Here is a 15,971-nt window from a genome sequence, read left to right as displayed (position 1 = left end):
AATGAGTTGACGGATCTGGTTATTAGATCGACACTCTAAGAACAAAAATTGTAAGAACAATAATAAAATGCCGTTTCGGGTCTGGGGAGAAAATAATGAAACGTAACCCATTACAACGCTTTGGTAAAAAGCCGTTAGTGGTAGGAATAGCAACTGCTTTGCTAGCCGCCTCTGCAAGCCAGTCTTACGCATCGAATTTTCAAGTCGGCGATTTCGATATTCGCTTTGACTCTACTTTTTCGTTAGGGGCAAGTTGGCGTGTAGAAAATAGAAATTGGAGTGACAATGTTGGTAAATCAAACAATCTAAAAAATGGATTTGATTTTTCAACTTATCATCCTGCATTTAATCCATTACCGAGCAGTGGCACTATTTGGCAAGGAGCTGGTAGTTATTCAAACAATGGTGACTTAGGTAACCTTAACTACGACGCAGGTGAAACTTTTTCTCAGTTGTTTAAAGGCACACACGAATTAGATATTCGTAAAGATAACATGGGCGTGTTTATTCGCGGCATGTATTTTTACGATTTTGAAATGTCAGATAACGATAGAGCTTGGCGTAATCCAATAACAGGGCAAGTCAATGATCCATGTCGTGATAGCAAAGCAAAAGAGCAGTTATGTCGTGACATTCGATTGCTAGATGCATATTTCTACGGTGATTACGACATAGGCGAAATGCCATTTTCGGTTCGTATTGGTCAGCAAGTTATTGGCTGGGGTGAAAGCTCTCTTATCTCTCACGGTATCAGTGAAATTAATCCAATTGATATTTCTCGCCTAAGAGCACCTGGTGCTGAATTAACTGAAGCGTTTATTCCTTTTGGCGCCGTTTGGGCATCACTGGGTGTAACAGAAAACTTTAACGTTGAAATGTTCTATCAATATCAGTGGGAAGAAACAATACTTCCAGCGCCTGGTAGTTATTTTTCAACCAATGACTTTGCTGGTGACGGCGGTTATTACAATAATGTGCAGTTAGGCTTTACTGGTAACCCTGATATGGACTTAGATTTTGTTATCTCTAGTCTTAATGGGTTAGGCGATATGCTGCGTTCTGGTAATCCAGTTATGGCGGCAACTGCTAGTGCTGGCTATATGGCTTTACCAACAAAAGTAACATTGCGAGCACCTGGCTCAGATAGCGTTGTAGAGCCAGATGATGGTGGCCAATACGGTATTCGTTTATCTTGGTTCTTACCTGACTTTAACGAAACGGAAGTTAGCTTATATCACATTAACTACCACAGCCGTCGACCGCTATTCTCGGGTATAACAGCTGATTTCACTAAAGCATCAGTTGCTCAAGATATTGCTATGTTAGCGTCAACTACAATTACTGAAGAAAACTATGCAGATTTAAATGCTTTCTCAAAAGTACTTATTGCATATCCTGAAGATATAAAATTGTATGCGATGAGCTTTAATACAACATTGGCTGGGTTTGCTGTAGCCGGCGAGGTAAGTTACCGTCAAGATGAACCTTTACAGATTGACGATGTAGAGTTGTTGTTTGCGGCTATGCCTCAACAATTAGCACATCCTGATTCAGTGAATTATCGTCCAGACTTAGATGGTGTCTCTCAAATGCCTGTATTTGGCCCAGGAGAAACAGCAAATGGTTATATTTTAGCAGATACTACTCAAGCTCAAGTAACACTGACTAAGCTTTGGGGTCCTTCATTAGGTGCCGATCAATTTACCAGTTTGTTAGAAGTTGGTGGTATTAAAATTAGCGATATGCCTAGCGAAGATGAACTTCGATTAAATGGCCCAGGTACTGCTAGAAACGGTGGTATTTATGGGAAAGAAGGTCTAGAAGTCGCTTTACAAAACGGCGTTGAAACTAACCCATTCCCTGATGACTTTGCTTGGGGCTATCGTTTTGTTGCTAAATTAGATTACAACAACGTATTTTCAGGCATTAATATGTCGCCACGTATCGTATTTTCACACGATGTTAGTGGTGTAACGCCAGATCCTCTTTTCTTGTTTGTTGAAGATCGCCAATCTATTTCGGCTGGTATCACTTTTGACTATCAAAGTCGTTGGTCAGCAGACATTTCATATAATGGATTCTGGGGTGGTGTTGGTACAACCAACAAAATGGAAGATAGAGATTTTATCTCATTTAACGTTAAGTATGCTTTATAAGGTTGGCACAACATGAAAAAAATAACATTATTATCACTAGCCGTTGGTCTTGCCTTTGCTGCGGGTACTCAAGCAAAAGTAGATGAGCAACAAGTTAAAAAATTATCAAATGAATTAACGCCATTTGGTGCAGTGCGTGGTGCCAACGCAGATGGAAGTATTCCAGCTTGGACAGGTGGGATCACTGCTCCTCCTGCAGGTTATAAGGTAGGAATGCACCATCCTGATCCATTCCCACAAGACAAAGTGTTATACACAATCACAGCAGCAAATGTTGCTCAATACAAAGATGTATTAACACCTGGTCAAATGGCAATGTTTGAAGCTTACCCAGAAACATTCAAAATGAATGTTTATCAAACACGCCGTTCAGCATCATATCCACAACATGTTTATGATGAAACATTAAAAAATGCAGCCCGCTCTGAACTAATTGAAGAGGGTAACGGTATTACACAAGCTGCAGTAGGTATTCCATTTCCAATTCCTCAAAATGGTCTTGAAGCAATTTGGAACCACATTTTACGCTACCGTGGTGAAGCACTAACTCGTGAAGGTGGACAAGTTACACCAACGGCTTCGGGTGACTTTACTTATATAGGGTTTGATGAGCAACTTATGATCCCTTATGGCGTGAAAGGTGCGTCTCCGGAAGAATTACAAGAAACTAATATTTTGTTTAAGTTTAAACAAAAGGTTACAGAGCCTTCTAAGCTTGTTGGAACCGCGTTACTTGTTCATGAAACAATGGATCAAATTAAAACAGAACGTCAAGCTTGGATATACAACAAAGGTATTCGCCGAGCTCAAAAAGCACCAACTGTTGCTTATGATGCCCCGGGTACAGCGTCAGATGGTTTAAGAACAACTGATGACTTTGATATGTTTAATGGTGCACCTAACCGTTACAACTGGACGCTAAAAGGAAAACAAGAGTTACTTATTCCTTACAATGATTACAAACTTCACAGTGATAAACTCAAGTATGCAGATATTGTAAAACCAGGTCATATCAATACTGATCTTGTCCGCTATGAAAAACATCGTGTTTGGGTGGTAGAAGCTAACTTAAAAGATAATATGCGTCACATTTATAAAAAACGTGTATTTTTCATTGATGAAGATAGCTGGCAAATTGCAGTAACTGACATATACGATGACCGTGATGAGTTATATCGTGTAGGTATGGCACATGGTATAAACTACTATGAAGTTCCTACACATTGGTCAACGTTAGATGTTTATCACGATTTACAGTCAAAACGTTATATTGCCATTGGTTTAGACAACGAAAACAAAATGTATGATTTTTCAGCTAAACTGAGAGATGTCGATTTTACTTCTCGCGCATTACAACGTGACAATCGATAGTTAATAAAAGCGTTAACCGACAAATGGCTGGCTAGACGCCAGCCATTTTTGTATTCACCATTACAAAAGGTTATTCATGAGAATAATTTTATTAGTGCTACTGTTTTTTTCGTTAAGTAGCCAAGCAAATGAGGCGCCTAAACCTTCAATTTCATCAAAACTTTCTATTAAATCAATGTTACTTGATATTGAAAATGTCAATGATGAGTTTGTTATAGCAGTGGGTTCGCGTGGTCATATTTTAAAAATTAATAGCAAAGAGCAATGGCAGCAAATGCAATCGCCAGTGCAATCAACATTGACTGCTGTTGATTTTGTAAGCGCAACACACGGTTGGGCTGTCGGGCATGATAGCGTGATTCTTCATACTTCCGACGGGGGCATTACATGGCAGATTCAACAATACCTTCCAGAGCAACAAAAACCACTTATGGATGTTGCTTTTAAGAATAAAGAAGAGGGCATAGCTATTGGTGCATATGGTTTATTTTATCGTACCACTGATGGCGGTAATACTTGGCAACGTGAATATCATACTTCGCTTCTTTTAGAAGAAGATAAACAATATTTGGAAGAATTAAAGCGTGAAGATGAGCAAGCATACTTAGAAGAACGAGCAAGTATTTTACCTCACTTTAATCGTATTATTCTCGACGGTGTAACCACTTATATGGTGGGGGAATTGGGTCTTATTGCTAAGAGTAATGATTTTGGCAAAAGTTGGCAGCGTTTTGAAGAAATCTATCATGGCTCATTTTATGACTTAGCTCGGACAAAGCAAGGAAACTTAATTGCAGTGGGTTTAAGAGGAAATAGTTTTAGAAGCGTTGAAAATGGTGCACCTTGGCAACCAGTAGAAACAGGCGTTACCGCTTTGTTAAATAACATTATCCAGTCTTCAACCGAGCAGATTTTTGTCCTTGGTAATAATGGTACTTTACTGATTAGCGACGATGATGGTCAAACATATCAGTTGGTTTCACAAGAAGATGGTAAGGCGTTGCTCTCAGGAACAGAATTTAAAGGCCAGTTATTTGTCGCTTCAGAAGTTGGGTTAAAAGTATTGCAGGTAATTAAATAATATGAGTGTTAATTCGGCTATAGATCGCATTGAAGTTAGCGTATTTCGTCACAGAGGTTTTGTGGTCGCTCTGTTTGCATTATTAACGTGCTTCTTAGTATTTCAAGCATCACAAATTCGTTTAGACGCCGCTTTTACGAAAAATATTCCTCTTAATCATGAATACATGAAGACCTATTTAAAACATAGGGAACAGTTTGGTGGAGCAAACAATGTTTTAATTTCGGTATGTCACCAAGAAGGCGATATATTTAATGAGGAATTTTTTACGGCGTTAAAAGGCGTTCATGATCAGTTATTTTTCATACCCGGTGTAAATCGAACACAAGTCCAATCACTGTTCTCACCTAGCACACGCTTTGTTGAAGTCGTTGAAGACGGTTTTGCGGGCGGCCCTGTAGTACCAGCTGATTTTCAAGCAAATGAAAAAGGTTTAGCGACGGTTAAATCTAATATCGAGAAAGCTGGTATTGTTGGCCGTATCGTTGCTGATGACTATAGCTGCGCTATGGTAAAAGCCACTCTATTAGAAAACCATCCTCAAACAGGTGAAAAGCTTGATTCATTAGCATTAGCTCAGACACTTGAACAAGATGTAAGAAAACCATTTGAAAAAGGCAATATCACTGTTCACATTATCGGCTTTACCAAGATGGTTGGCGATGTGGCTGATGGTGCAAAAGGCGTTGTTACTTTCTTCGTTGTAGCTATAGTGATTACCTCTATCATGGTTTTTTTGTTTAGCCGTTCTATTGCGTTAACAGTGTTACCAATTGCTTGCTCACTGGTCGCTGTTGTTTGGCAGATGGGCTTATTATCAAGTTTGGGCTTTGGCTTAGATCCCATGTCAATTTTGGTGCCATTCCTAGTGTTTGCAATTGGTGTTAGCCACGGCGTGCAAATGATCAACGCTATAGGAAAACGAGTAGCGGAAGGGCACTCAACTAAAGCTGCCGCGCAGTTTAGTTTTAGAACACTGATCATTCCTGGTGTTGCTGCGTTACTGTCAGACACCGTAGGTTTTATTACCTTATTGTCTATCGATATCGGCATTATACGAGAGCTTGCTATCACGGCTTCGTTAGGTGTTGCGGTTATTATCTTTACTAACTTGTTATTATTGCCTGTAGTGATTTCTTATCTTGATGTCAGTAAACACAATCAAGACAAGCAAAAAACGACTGATAACTGGTCAGTGATGGCTAATTTCAGTAAACCTGGTCCTGCAAAGCTAATATTACTAGTGACTGTCATTTTATTTACTTTAGGCTTTTATCAATCACAAAACCTGAAAATAGGTGAATTACATGCCGGTGCACCAGCTCTTCATGAACATTCAAGATACAACCAAGACACTTTCTTAATTACCGATAGATACGCCATCAGTGTTGACTACATGTCTGTTATCGTTGAAACCACAGACAATGCTTGTACGGACGCTCGTGTTTTAGAAACTATGGATGCATTTCAGTGGCAGATGGAAAATGTTCAAGGTGTGCAATCAGCGGTGAGTTTGGCATCGGTGATGAAAGTTATCAATGCCGGCTACTATGAAGGCAACTTAAAGTGGCGCATTATTTCTCCAAATCAATATGCGCTAGCGCAAGCACTTTCTAATATTCCTAGTTCAACTGGTCTATTAAACAACGAGTGCTCAGTCATGCCAGTTATCTTATTCTTGGCTGATCACAAAGCAGAAACCATTGAACGTGTTGTGTCAAAGGCTAAACAAGCTATTGCTGAGTTAAACAATGACGTGGTGACATTTAAACTAGCATCTGGTCCTATTGGTGTAATGGCGGCCACTAATGAAGCGGTTGAAGAAGCACAGTTACCTATGATGCTTTATGTTTATGGTGCGGTGATTTTGCTGTGTTTAATTAGCTTTAGAAGTGTTCGCGCTACTATATCCGTTGTAGTGCCATTATATGTCGTGTCAACATTAGCACAGTGGTTAATGACTGTTTTAGATATTGGTTTAACGGTTTCAACTCTGCCTGTTATCGCTTTAGGTGTCGGTATTGGTGTTGATTATGGTATTTATATTCTTTCAACAATGAGCGTGAAGCTTAGAGAAGGCTACCAATTACACGAGGCATACAAACAAGCACTTTATGAGCGCGGTAGTGCAGTGCTGTTTACTGGCATAACGTTAGCCATTGGTGTTTCAACTTGGTTTTTCTCTGATTTGAAGTTCCAAGTTGATATGGGAATTTTATTAACCTTTATGTTTTTAGTTAATATGCTTGCCGCTTTAACAGTCTTACCTGCGATCGCATGTTTTTTATGGAAAAATCAAAAATAATGTTTCAAAAAAATACTGCATAATTAAACAAGAAAATGGCCGTTTGGCCATTTTCTATCTACAAGAGTTGAATAAACAACACCTTTTTATTCTCTTTAGAGGTTAACCTGTTGTAGTTTGATTTGAAAACTTTCAAAAATCGCTCGCAATAGCTTAAATTTACTAATAAAATTCCACTGATAGTCTATCCTGTTAGACATGTATAAAAATTATTATACGAATTATTTCAATCGTTTTATCCAAAAAGGACAACGGCATGGCGTTAGTTGACGGCTTACCATCAGTGATACTTTCAAATGTAGCACAGCTTATTAAGCAAAAAGCACCCTCTGATACTGCTCCTTTGATCGAGCAATTTGCAGAATTATTATATAAAAATGTTTCTCATATGGACTTGGCTCACCGTAATGATAGTGACATGTACGGTGCTACGCTGAGTTTGTGGAATTCATTAAATGACCACAAGGATAATACACCTGTTATCAAGGTGTTCAATCCACAGGTTTCAAAGCATGGTTGGAAGTCTAGTCATACCATTATTGAAATTATCGTCAGTGATATGCCATTTTTAGTTGATTCAGTTCGAATCGCATTAAGTCGTTTAGGCATTTCTCCTCATTTAATGCTCAATAGTCCAATCAAGCTTGTGCGTGACGAAAAAGGCAGTATTACTAAGCTTTCACGTGCATCAGATAAAAAGTTCAAAGCGACATCTACAGAAACTGTATTTTTTGTTGAAATAGATCGTCAAAGTGAACAAAAGACATTGGATAAAATCACCAAAGAATTAGAATCTGTTGTAAGTGATATTTCTATTACTGTTAACGACTGGCAATCAATGACCAAGAAGTTAACAGAAGTTATTAAATCTACTGAAAAATCTAAATTACCATGTAGTGATAAAGAAAAAGCAGATAGCCTAGATTTCCTAAACTGGATCTTAAACAACAACTTTACGCTACTAGGTTACCGCTCTTATAACGTCAAAACACTTAAAGGTGATATGGCGCTATGTGCTGACGTAGAATCAAGTTTAGGTTTAATGAAACAATCTAAAGGTACCAAAGAGCGTCTTCTTTCGTCTTTAACCGAATCGGCTCGTGAAATTGCACTTGGCGATAACTTGCTAATTTTAACCAAAACGAACTCTCGTTCACGTGTGCATCGTCCTGCACACCTAGATTACATTGGCGTTAAACGTTTTGATGAAAATGGCAAAGTAGTCGGTGAAGAGCGCTTTGTCGGTTTATTTGGTTCGGCTTACTACACTAATAGTGCTTTAGATTTACCGTTAATTAAATCTAAGGTGCAGGCGCTTTGTGAAGAGTCTGGATACGCCAAAGGTACACATGCATACAAAACATTGATCAATATTCTTGAGACATATCCACGAGATGAAATTTTACAATCTCGTCCTGAAGAGTTATTGAAAAACGTGCTTGGTATCTTCCAAATGCAAGAGCGTGATTACTCGGGCTTATTTGTACGTAAAGATGCGTTTAATCGTTTTTACTCTTGTATGGTTTATGTGCGTAGAGAACGTTATAACACTGCGTTACGTATCCAAACTCAGAAGTTATTGGCAAACGCATTTGGCAGTGATCAGGAAGTTGAATTTACCACTTTCTTTTCTGAATCAGCACAAGCAAGAACTCATTACATTGTGCGCGTCAAATCAACTAAAGCAGACATTAACGTGAAAGAACTCGAAAATAATTTAAACCAAGCTGCTAGAAGCTGGGATGATAAACTCGCTGACGCTCTTAATAGCCATAAAGGTGAAGAGGCTGGTAAAGCGTTAAGTCGCAAATATGTTAGCTTCCCACAAGCATACAAAGATGAAGTTTTACCTGGTACTGCAATTGTTGATATTGAAAAACTGGAATCAGTTTCAGGTACAAATGAATTAGAAATGTTATTTTACCAGCCGCAAGAAGAAAAGGCGGGTAGCAATTTCGTTAAATTGAAATTATTCCACACCGGTGAACCTCTACACCTTTCTGATGTATTACCTATGTTAGAAAACTTTGGTTTACGTATCATCGGAGAAAGCCCATATGCAGTTCGTACTGCTGACGGCGAAATGTGCTGGATCCTAGACTTTTCTATGTTATTAACCGGTGATGGCAAATTTAGCTTAGAAAAAGTGCAGGCATTGTTCCAAGATGCTTTTGCTAAAGTTTGGAAAGGCAAATTAGAAGACGACGGTTTTAACCGTTTAATTCTTGGTGCACAACTAGCTGGTCGTGAAGTATCAATTTTACGTGCTTACGCTAAATATGAGCGCCAAATTGGTGGTACTTTCAGTCAAAACTACATTGAAGATACCTTTGCGCGTTACCCAAATATTGCTGAACAATTGATCAAGTTGTTTAACTTACGCTTTGATCCTAAGGGCAAACAAAATCCTAAAACAATTGCCAAGTTACTTGAAGACATCGAAGCGTCTTTAGATAACGTAGCAAACCTTGATGATGACCGTATTATTCGTCGTTTTGTTGAAATGATTAATGCGACAATTCGTACTAACTATTTCCAACATCACCCAGAATACGGCGAGAAGTCATATATTTCATTTAAACTGACGCCAAAAGCAATCTCAGATATTCCTCAGCCGATCCCTGCGTTTGAGATATTTGTTTATTCACCTCAAGTAGAAGGTGTTCATTTACGTGGTGGTAAAGTTGCGCGTGGTGGTTTACGTTGGTCAGATCGCCGAGAAGACTTCCGTACAGAAGTATTAGGCCTCGTTAAAGCACAACAAGTTAAAAATACCGTTATTGTACCTGTGGGTGCAAAAGGTGGTTTTGTTTGTAAGCAATTGCCTAATGGCGATCGCAATGCAATATTTGAAGCGGGTAAAGAGTGCTATCGTACCTTTATTCGTGGTTTATTAGACATTACAGATAACATTGTCAAAGGTGATATTGTTCATCCAGAAAATGTTGTACGTCACGATGAAGATGATCCGTACTTAGTTGTTGCCGCTGATAAAGGTACAGCAACGTTCTCAGATATTGCCAATGCCATTTCTGAAGAATATAACTTCTGGATGGGTGATGCCTTTGCTTCTGGCGGCAGTGTTGGTTATGACCATAAAGGTATGGGTATTACCGCTCGTGGTGCATGGGAGTCAGTGAAACGTCATTTCCGTGAAATGGATATTGACTGTCAAACTACTGATTTCACATGTATCGGTGTTGGTGACATGGCAGGTGACGTATTTGGTAACGGTATGTTGTTATCTAAGCATATTCGTTTACAAGCAGCGTTTAACCACATGCATATCTTTATTGATCCTGAGCCTGATTCAGCATCAACTTATAAAGAGCGTGAGCGTTTATTTAATCTACCAGGTTGTACATGGGAAGATTACAACACTGACCTAATTTCTGAAGGTGGTGGTATATTCTCTCGTGCGGCTAAATCTATTAAGTTGACTCCACAAATTAAACGAATGCTTGGCACACAAAAACAAGCAATGTCACCTAATGAATTGATCCAGTCTATTTTAAAAATGAAAGTAGACTTGTTCTGGAATGGTGGTATCGGCACGTATGTGAAAAGTAGCAAAGAGTCACATGCTGAAGTTGGTGACCGTGCCAATGACTCATTGAGGATCAATGGTAATGAGCTTAAAGCTAAGATCATTGGTGAAGGTGGTAACTTAGGCTTTACCCAGTTAGGCCGTATTGAATATGCATCAACTGGTGGTCGTATCAATACTGACTCGGTAGATAACGTTGGTGGTGTAGATTGTTCTGATAACGAAGTAAATATCAAAATTTTACTAAACGTATTAGTACAAAATGGCGATTTAACCATCAAACAACGTAATCAGTTACTTTATGATATGACAGATGAAGTAGCAGATATTGTATTAGAAGACTGCTACCGCCAAACGCATTCAATTTCAATTACTGAGCTACGTGGCTCAACACAATTGAAAGAGCAAACGCGTTTTATTAATGCAATGGAACGTTCGGGTAAATTAGATAGAACACTTGAATTTATCCCTACTGATGAAGAAATTGCCGACCGATTAGCAAAAGGGAAAGGTTTAACTCGTCCAGAGCTTTCAGTATTGTTAGCTTATAGCAAAATGGTGTTAAAAGAAGATTTGGTTTGTCCAGAAATTACAGATAACCCATATCATGGTCGACTATTAAGACAAGCGTTTCCTAAGCAGCTGCAAGAAAAATTCAGTGCTCAAATGCAAGATCATCCATTGCGTGCAGAAATCATTGCTACACAATTAGCGAATGATATCGGTAACGATATGGGCTTTAATTTTGTGCACCGTATGCAAGATGAAACAGGTGCAACTGTTGCTGAAGTAGCTAACTGTTATGCGATGGCAAGTGCTGTGTTTGAACTTGCTGATTTCTGGGAGCAAATTAGCCAGCTAGATAACAAGATCTCGACTATGGTTCAAACTGAAATGTTGTTCCAATACCGTCGTACAGTTAGACGTGCAACACGCTGGTTCTTGAGACATAGAAACAAAGCAATGTCTATTGAGCAAGCTATTGAGTTTTATGGCCCAATATTTAAGACTATGTCTGAGAACTTACACAAGTTCATGATTGAAGACGAAGTGCAAATGCTTAAGCGTGTTGAAACTGATTTAACTAAAGCTGGTGTGCCAGAAACGATTGCAACAAGAATTTCTCAATTAAGTACATTATTCTCTTCAATGGACTTAGCTGAGTTAGCAGAAGGTGATAAACGTTCAGTAGACTTAGTTTCTAATTTGTACTTCAAGTTAGGTGCTCGTTTAGATCTTCACTGGTTCTTAGACCAAATTACCAAGCAACCAGTGTCAAACCATTGGCAAGCGCTTGCTCGTGCATCATTTAGAGAAGAGCTTGATTGGCAACAACGTTCATTAACAGGCGTTATCTTACGTAATAACGAAGATAGTAAAGATGTTGAAGAGCTATTAGATTGTTGGTTTGAAGCAAATGAACAACCGCTTGAGCGTTGGAAGCATATTTTAGCTGACTTTAGAATTGGTCAAACTCACGAGTTTGCTAAGTTCTCTGTAGCATTAAGAGAGTTAATGTTACTTAGCTTAAATAGTGACCCGCTTAATTAAAAATAAAGCGTAAAAAAATAAAAAAATCCCCGTACTTACGGGGATTTTTATATTAGAATTAGCGGCTATTAATTTCGTTATTGTTTATTCGTGTATTCACGCAAATAAAAAAGACAAAGAGGTGTTATGTTTTATTCTGCTATTCGTAAAATGCTATTTCAAATGGATGGTGAATCAGCTCATGATTTCACTATCAAAGCGTTAAAAAATACCGGAGCTACACCTCTCAATATTGCCTACAAACAACGTGTGCCACAAAAGCCTGTACAAGTTATGGGGATCCACTTTCCAAATCCATGTGGTTTAGCTGCTGGCTTGGATAAAAACGGTGAGTGTATTCGTGCTTTTGATGCCATGGGTTTTGGTTTTGTAGAAGTCGGTACTGTCACACCTAGACCACAACCGGGTAACGATAAACCTAGACTATTCAGGTTACCAGAGGCCGACGCTATTATTAATCGTATGGGCTTTAATAACAAAGGTGTTGACTACTTAGTTGATCAAGTAAGAAAAGCTAAATTTACTGGTGTTTTAGGGATTAATATCGGTAAAAATAAAGATACTCCTGAAGAAAACGCGAAAGACGACTACATTCACTGTATGCAAAAGGTCTATAACATTGCTAGTTATATTACCGTTAACATCTCTTCACCAAACACTCCAGGGTTAAGAGCATTGCAATATGGTGATGCATTAAATACCTTACTTGCAGCTCTTAAAGAAGAACAAACTAATTTAGCGAAAAAATACGACAAGTACGTACCAATTGCGGTAAAAATTGCCCCAGATTTAACAGCAGAAGAAGTAGAGTCTATTGCTCAGTGTTTAATTGATAATGATATTGATGGCGTCATTGCGACAAATACCACCTTATCCAGAGAAGGTGTTGAACAATTGGAGCATGGCAATGAAATGGGCGGTTTAAGTGGGCAACCAGTAAAAGATAAAAGCACGGAAGTCATTCGTTTATTAGCAAATGCATTAAACGACAAACTGCCGATTATTGGTGTCGGCGGTATTGCTAGTGGTCAAGACGCCAAGGAAAAAATAGCGGCAGGTGCCAAGTTAGTGCAAGTGTATACTGGCTTTATTTATCAGGGACCTGAGCTGATAAAAGATATAGTGAAAAGTTTATAGTACTAAAAAGCTGCATAAAGCAGCTTTTTTTTCGCCTTAACTTTTATGTGCTCAATAAATAAACAAGGAAAATGTTGGTTTATTGGTGCATAATTAGCTTACTAATTGATAATTAATGGTTTTGCTAATAAGTCTTAATGGATAAATTTGCCTTTACACTTGATGACGAAACTCAGTTAGTTTCCGTCAACATAAAACTAAATAGCAGTTTGGCCACGGTAACTGCCGATCAAATAGAGCGAGCCTTTAAAGCCTCTCCTTATAAAGAATATATGGTGTTAGAAGATACCATCGCTCTAGTCGTGCTTGAAATCAATGCACTTATCGATGAACAACACAATGAAGAGCAAAAAGAAGGTGAGCAACAAAGCCAAAATCTTCAACTTGAGTCTATTTATAGTAAAGAAATAGCAAAAGCGATTAATGCCAGTTTAGAAGTGACTTTCGGCCCTGAAAACATGTCTGCCACGATGGAAGTCACTGCTCCTTATGGCGGCAACGCACTTAGTCAACGCGATATTTTATTATGTTTAGAACAACATGGCGTCACTAAAGGGATTTTTAAATCAGCAATTCAAGAGCTCATCGAAAGATCCAGTCAACTGGCAAGTGGTGGTAAACACAGTGTTGAGATAGCCAGTGGTACAGCAAGTATCGATGGGAAAAATGGTTATATTAAATATTTAGTTGACGATATTAAGCAGCGGATATTAAAGCCTAAAAAATTAGACAATGGCAAAGTTGATATGCGTGAACTAGGTGACTTTATTCACGTAAAAAAAGGTACTGAGTTAGCACAACTGATGCCACCGACTTCAGGACAACCTGGGTTTACTGTAAAAGGGGAGGTTATTGAGCCGATTGCTGGCGAGCCTGCGATACTAAAAGTTTCAGACGGTTCAGTGTTCAGTGACGAGACACAAACAATATTAATTGCCGATATGGATGGTATGCCCAAGCATTTGGACGACAGTGTTGCAGTTAACAAAGTTCTCGAATTAGAAAATATTGATGTAGGAACCGGAAACATTAATTTTGACGGCTCAGTGTTTGTCAAAGGCAATGTTGGTGAAGCGATGAGAGTATTAGCTAGCGAAGATGTGGTTATTGGTGGATTGGTTGAGTCCTGCGAAGTTGTCGCCGGTGGCGATATTAATATAGCTCAGGGGGTAATTGGTCACAAAATCGAAGATGAGAAAGGTTTTGGCAAACGAACCGTTTTTTTGCAAGCCAATGGCTCTGTAACAGCGTTGTTTGCTCAGTATGCAGACATCATTGCAGAAAGTGATATTAACTTAGTACAGCACGGAACACATAGTCAGTTGCAAGCGGGCAGAAACATATGGTTAGGTGATAAAAACAAAGAAAAACCTGATGGAAGATTGCTTGGAGGATACGCTGATTGTGGTGGCTCTTTGTTTGCTGGAACTCTTGGTTCACCAAGTGGTAGTCATACCAACATCAGTTTTGATTATTGGTTGGTTAAGTTTCAAGAGCTTGATGGAAATTTGCAACATCGTTTAGAAAAGTTAACAGAGCGATGTAAAAAGATCAGTGACTTTTTAGTTAAGCTGACTAGTGCAGAGCCGATTGATATTGCAAAGGTTACGAGAGTGAATAAATCGCTAAGTCAACACCTTAATGCCCTTGGTGTTAGTTACACTGACTACTACAGCTACTGTGATCAAGTTAAATCACACCCTGACACACTTGAACTTGTTGCTTCTATCAAAGTGTTTCATGGGGTTTTTGTTGAAATACAAGGACACGTATCAACATTCAAACGTGAACATGGACCAACTCGTGTTAGTTGGCATGATTCAGAAATACTTTTGGAATCGATTACCTAATTAACGGTATCGATAGTTATTAGACATATAGTTGATGATTGCATTGGTAGTGATATTACTATCTTGTTGTCGATGTTAGTTTTAATCACATACAAATAAAGGATGTAGGTAATACCCTATGGTATTACCTACAATAATTGAACTGCTACTGCCCGGCAGCTTGCTTAGTCGCCGGTGTTACCGAAGCTGGCTTTTTTTCTAATGATTCGATACGCTCTAATAATAATTTTAATTGCATATCAAGAGAGTTCACGCTGGTTGCGACTTCCATTTGCTGGCTATCTCTGCCTTGAATACGTTGTTTTAACGTTGCTAAATCATCTTTCACTTTGTTTAGCTCAGATTGAATATTGCCAGCTGATTGTAGTTGCTCCGACAAGGCTTCAACGTTGAAATCCGTTGCTGTTTGTTTGTCTTTAACATCCTTTACTGATTTGGCTAATGTATCTATTGAACCCGTCATGTTTTTGTCTTGGGCGACTAGCTTTTTATTTTGCGCTGTTAGATCTTTGATCTCACTTTGGTTTCTTCGCCAAGCTGACGCCCAAAGTTTATCCATTTCTTCCCACAGTTTTTCTGTTTTTTCAGATATTGCCTGTAGTTTTGCTTTTAGCGCAACAGTTGACTCGCCCATTTCTTCGCCAGTTGCAGATAGTTGATCTTCTAACTGTTGAATACGATCTTGAGAGTCATTAATAGTGGCTTGTAACTTTAAGTTTTCCTGATAGAAAAAGTAACCTGTACCGGCTAATGCGGCATAAATAGCGACAGTGAAAAAAACAAGCGCTCCGGAAGCTTTAGTTGGTGCTTTGCTCTGTGGTGCTGGGCTTTGTGAAGAAGTAGGTTTGCTCGCCTTTTGCGCAGGCTTTACCATATCGTCATCAAGACTAATGTTAGGAATTTCAGGTTCTACACGATTTGACAAAATATAGCCTTTGATATTGTTAACTCAATAAAGGCAACTTTAAAACAA

Annotated in this window: 8 protein-coding genes; 7 read left to right on the top strand and 1 reads right to left on the bottom strand. The window is 38.7% G+C overall.

Annotated elements, in window-relative coordinates:
* The first annotated feature begins 95 nt into the window (after positions 1 to 95).
* The 7 genes from IE199_RS10960 to IE199_RS10930 all read left to right on the top strand — a co-directional run bounded on the left by IE199_RS10960 (position 96) and on the right by IE199_RS10930 (position 14,998).
* A complete protein-coding gene (locus tag IE199_RS10960) occupies positions 96 to 2,156 on the top strand; it encodes a DUF1302 domain-containing protein (protein WP_189770257.1) in 2,061 nt (686 codons plus the stop codon).
* Positions 2,157 to 2,168: 12 nt separating this feature from the next.
* Positions 2,169 to 3,527, top strand: coding sequence for a DUF1329 domain-containing protein (locus IE199_RS10955; protein ID WP_189770255.1), 1,359 nt, complete (start codon positions 2,169 to 2,171; stop codon positions 3,525 to 3,527).
* A 76-nt stretch (positions 3,528 to 3,603) separates the two neighbouring features.
* Positions 3,604 to 4,608 (top strand): WD40/YVTN/BNR-like repeat-containing protein, encoded by a 1,005-nt coding sequence (locus IE199_RS10950; protein WP_189770253.1) that lies wholly within the window; start codon positions 3,604 to 3,606, stop codon positions 4,606 to 4,608.
* A 1-nt stretch (position 4,609) separates the two neighbouring features.
* Entirely contained in the window at positions 4,610 to 6,913 is a 2,304-nt protein-coding gene (locus IE199_RS10945) for an efflux RND transporter permease subunit (RefSeq protein WP_189770251.1), read from the top strand.
* A gap of 256 nt (positions 6,914 to 7,169) precedes the next feature.
* Positions 7,170 to 12,011: an NAD-glutamate dehydrogenase gene (locus IE199_RS10940; protein WP_189770249.1), complete on the top strand. Its 4,842-nt coding sequence runs from the start codon at positions 7,170 to 7,172 to the stop codon at positions 12,009 to 12,011.
* Between the two features lie 126 nt (positions 12,012 to 12,137).
* Positions 12,138 to 13,148, top strand: a complete 1,011-nt coding sequence (gene pyrD, locus IE199_RS10935) for a quinone-dependent dihydroorotate dehydrogenase (protein ID WP_189770247.1) — start codon at positions 12,138 to 12,140, stop codon at positions 13,146 to 13,148.
* A gap of 137 nt (positions 13,149 to 13,285) precedes the next feature.
* Entirely contained in the window at positions 13,286 to 14,998 is a 1,713-nt protein-coding gene (locus tag IE199_RS10930; RefSeq protein WP_189770245.1) for a flagellar assembly protein A, read from the top strand.
* Between the two features lie 145 nt (positions 14,999 to 15,143).
* Here the strand turns inward: IE199_RS10930 and IE199_RS10925 are convergent, their stop codons facing one another.
* Positions 15,144 to 15,923, bottom strand: a complete 780-nt coding sequence (locus tag IE199_RS10925; protein WP_189770243.1) for a hypothetical protein — start codon at positions 15,921 to 15,923, stop codon at positions 15,144 to 15,146.
* Positions 15,924 to 15,971: the final 48 nt, after the last annotated feature.

The organism is Thalassotalea marina (assembly GCF_014656435.1).
Taxonomy (GTDB): domain Bacteria; phylum Pseudomonadota; class Gammaproteobacteria; order Enterobacterales; family Alteromonadaceae; genus Thalassotalea_C; species Thalassotalea_C marina.
The sequence above is the reverse complement of the archived record's forward strand: the minus strand, read 5'-3'. Positions and strand labels throughout refer to the sequence as shown.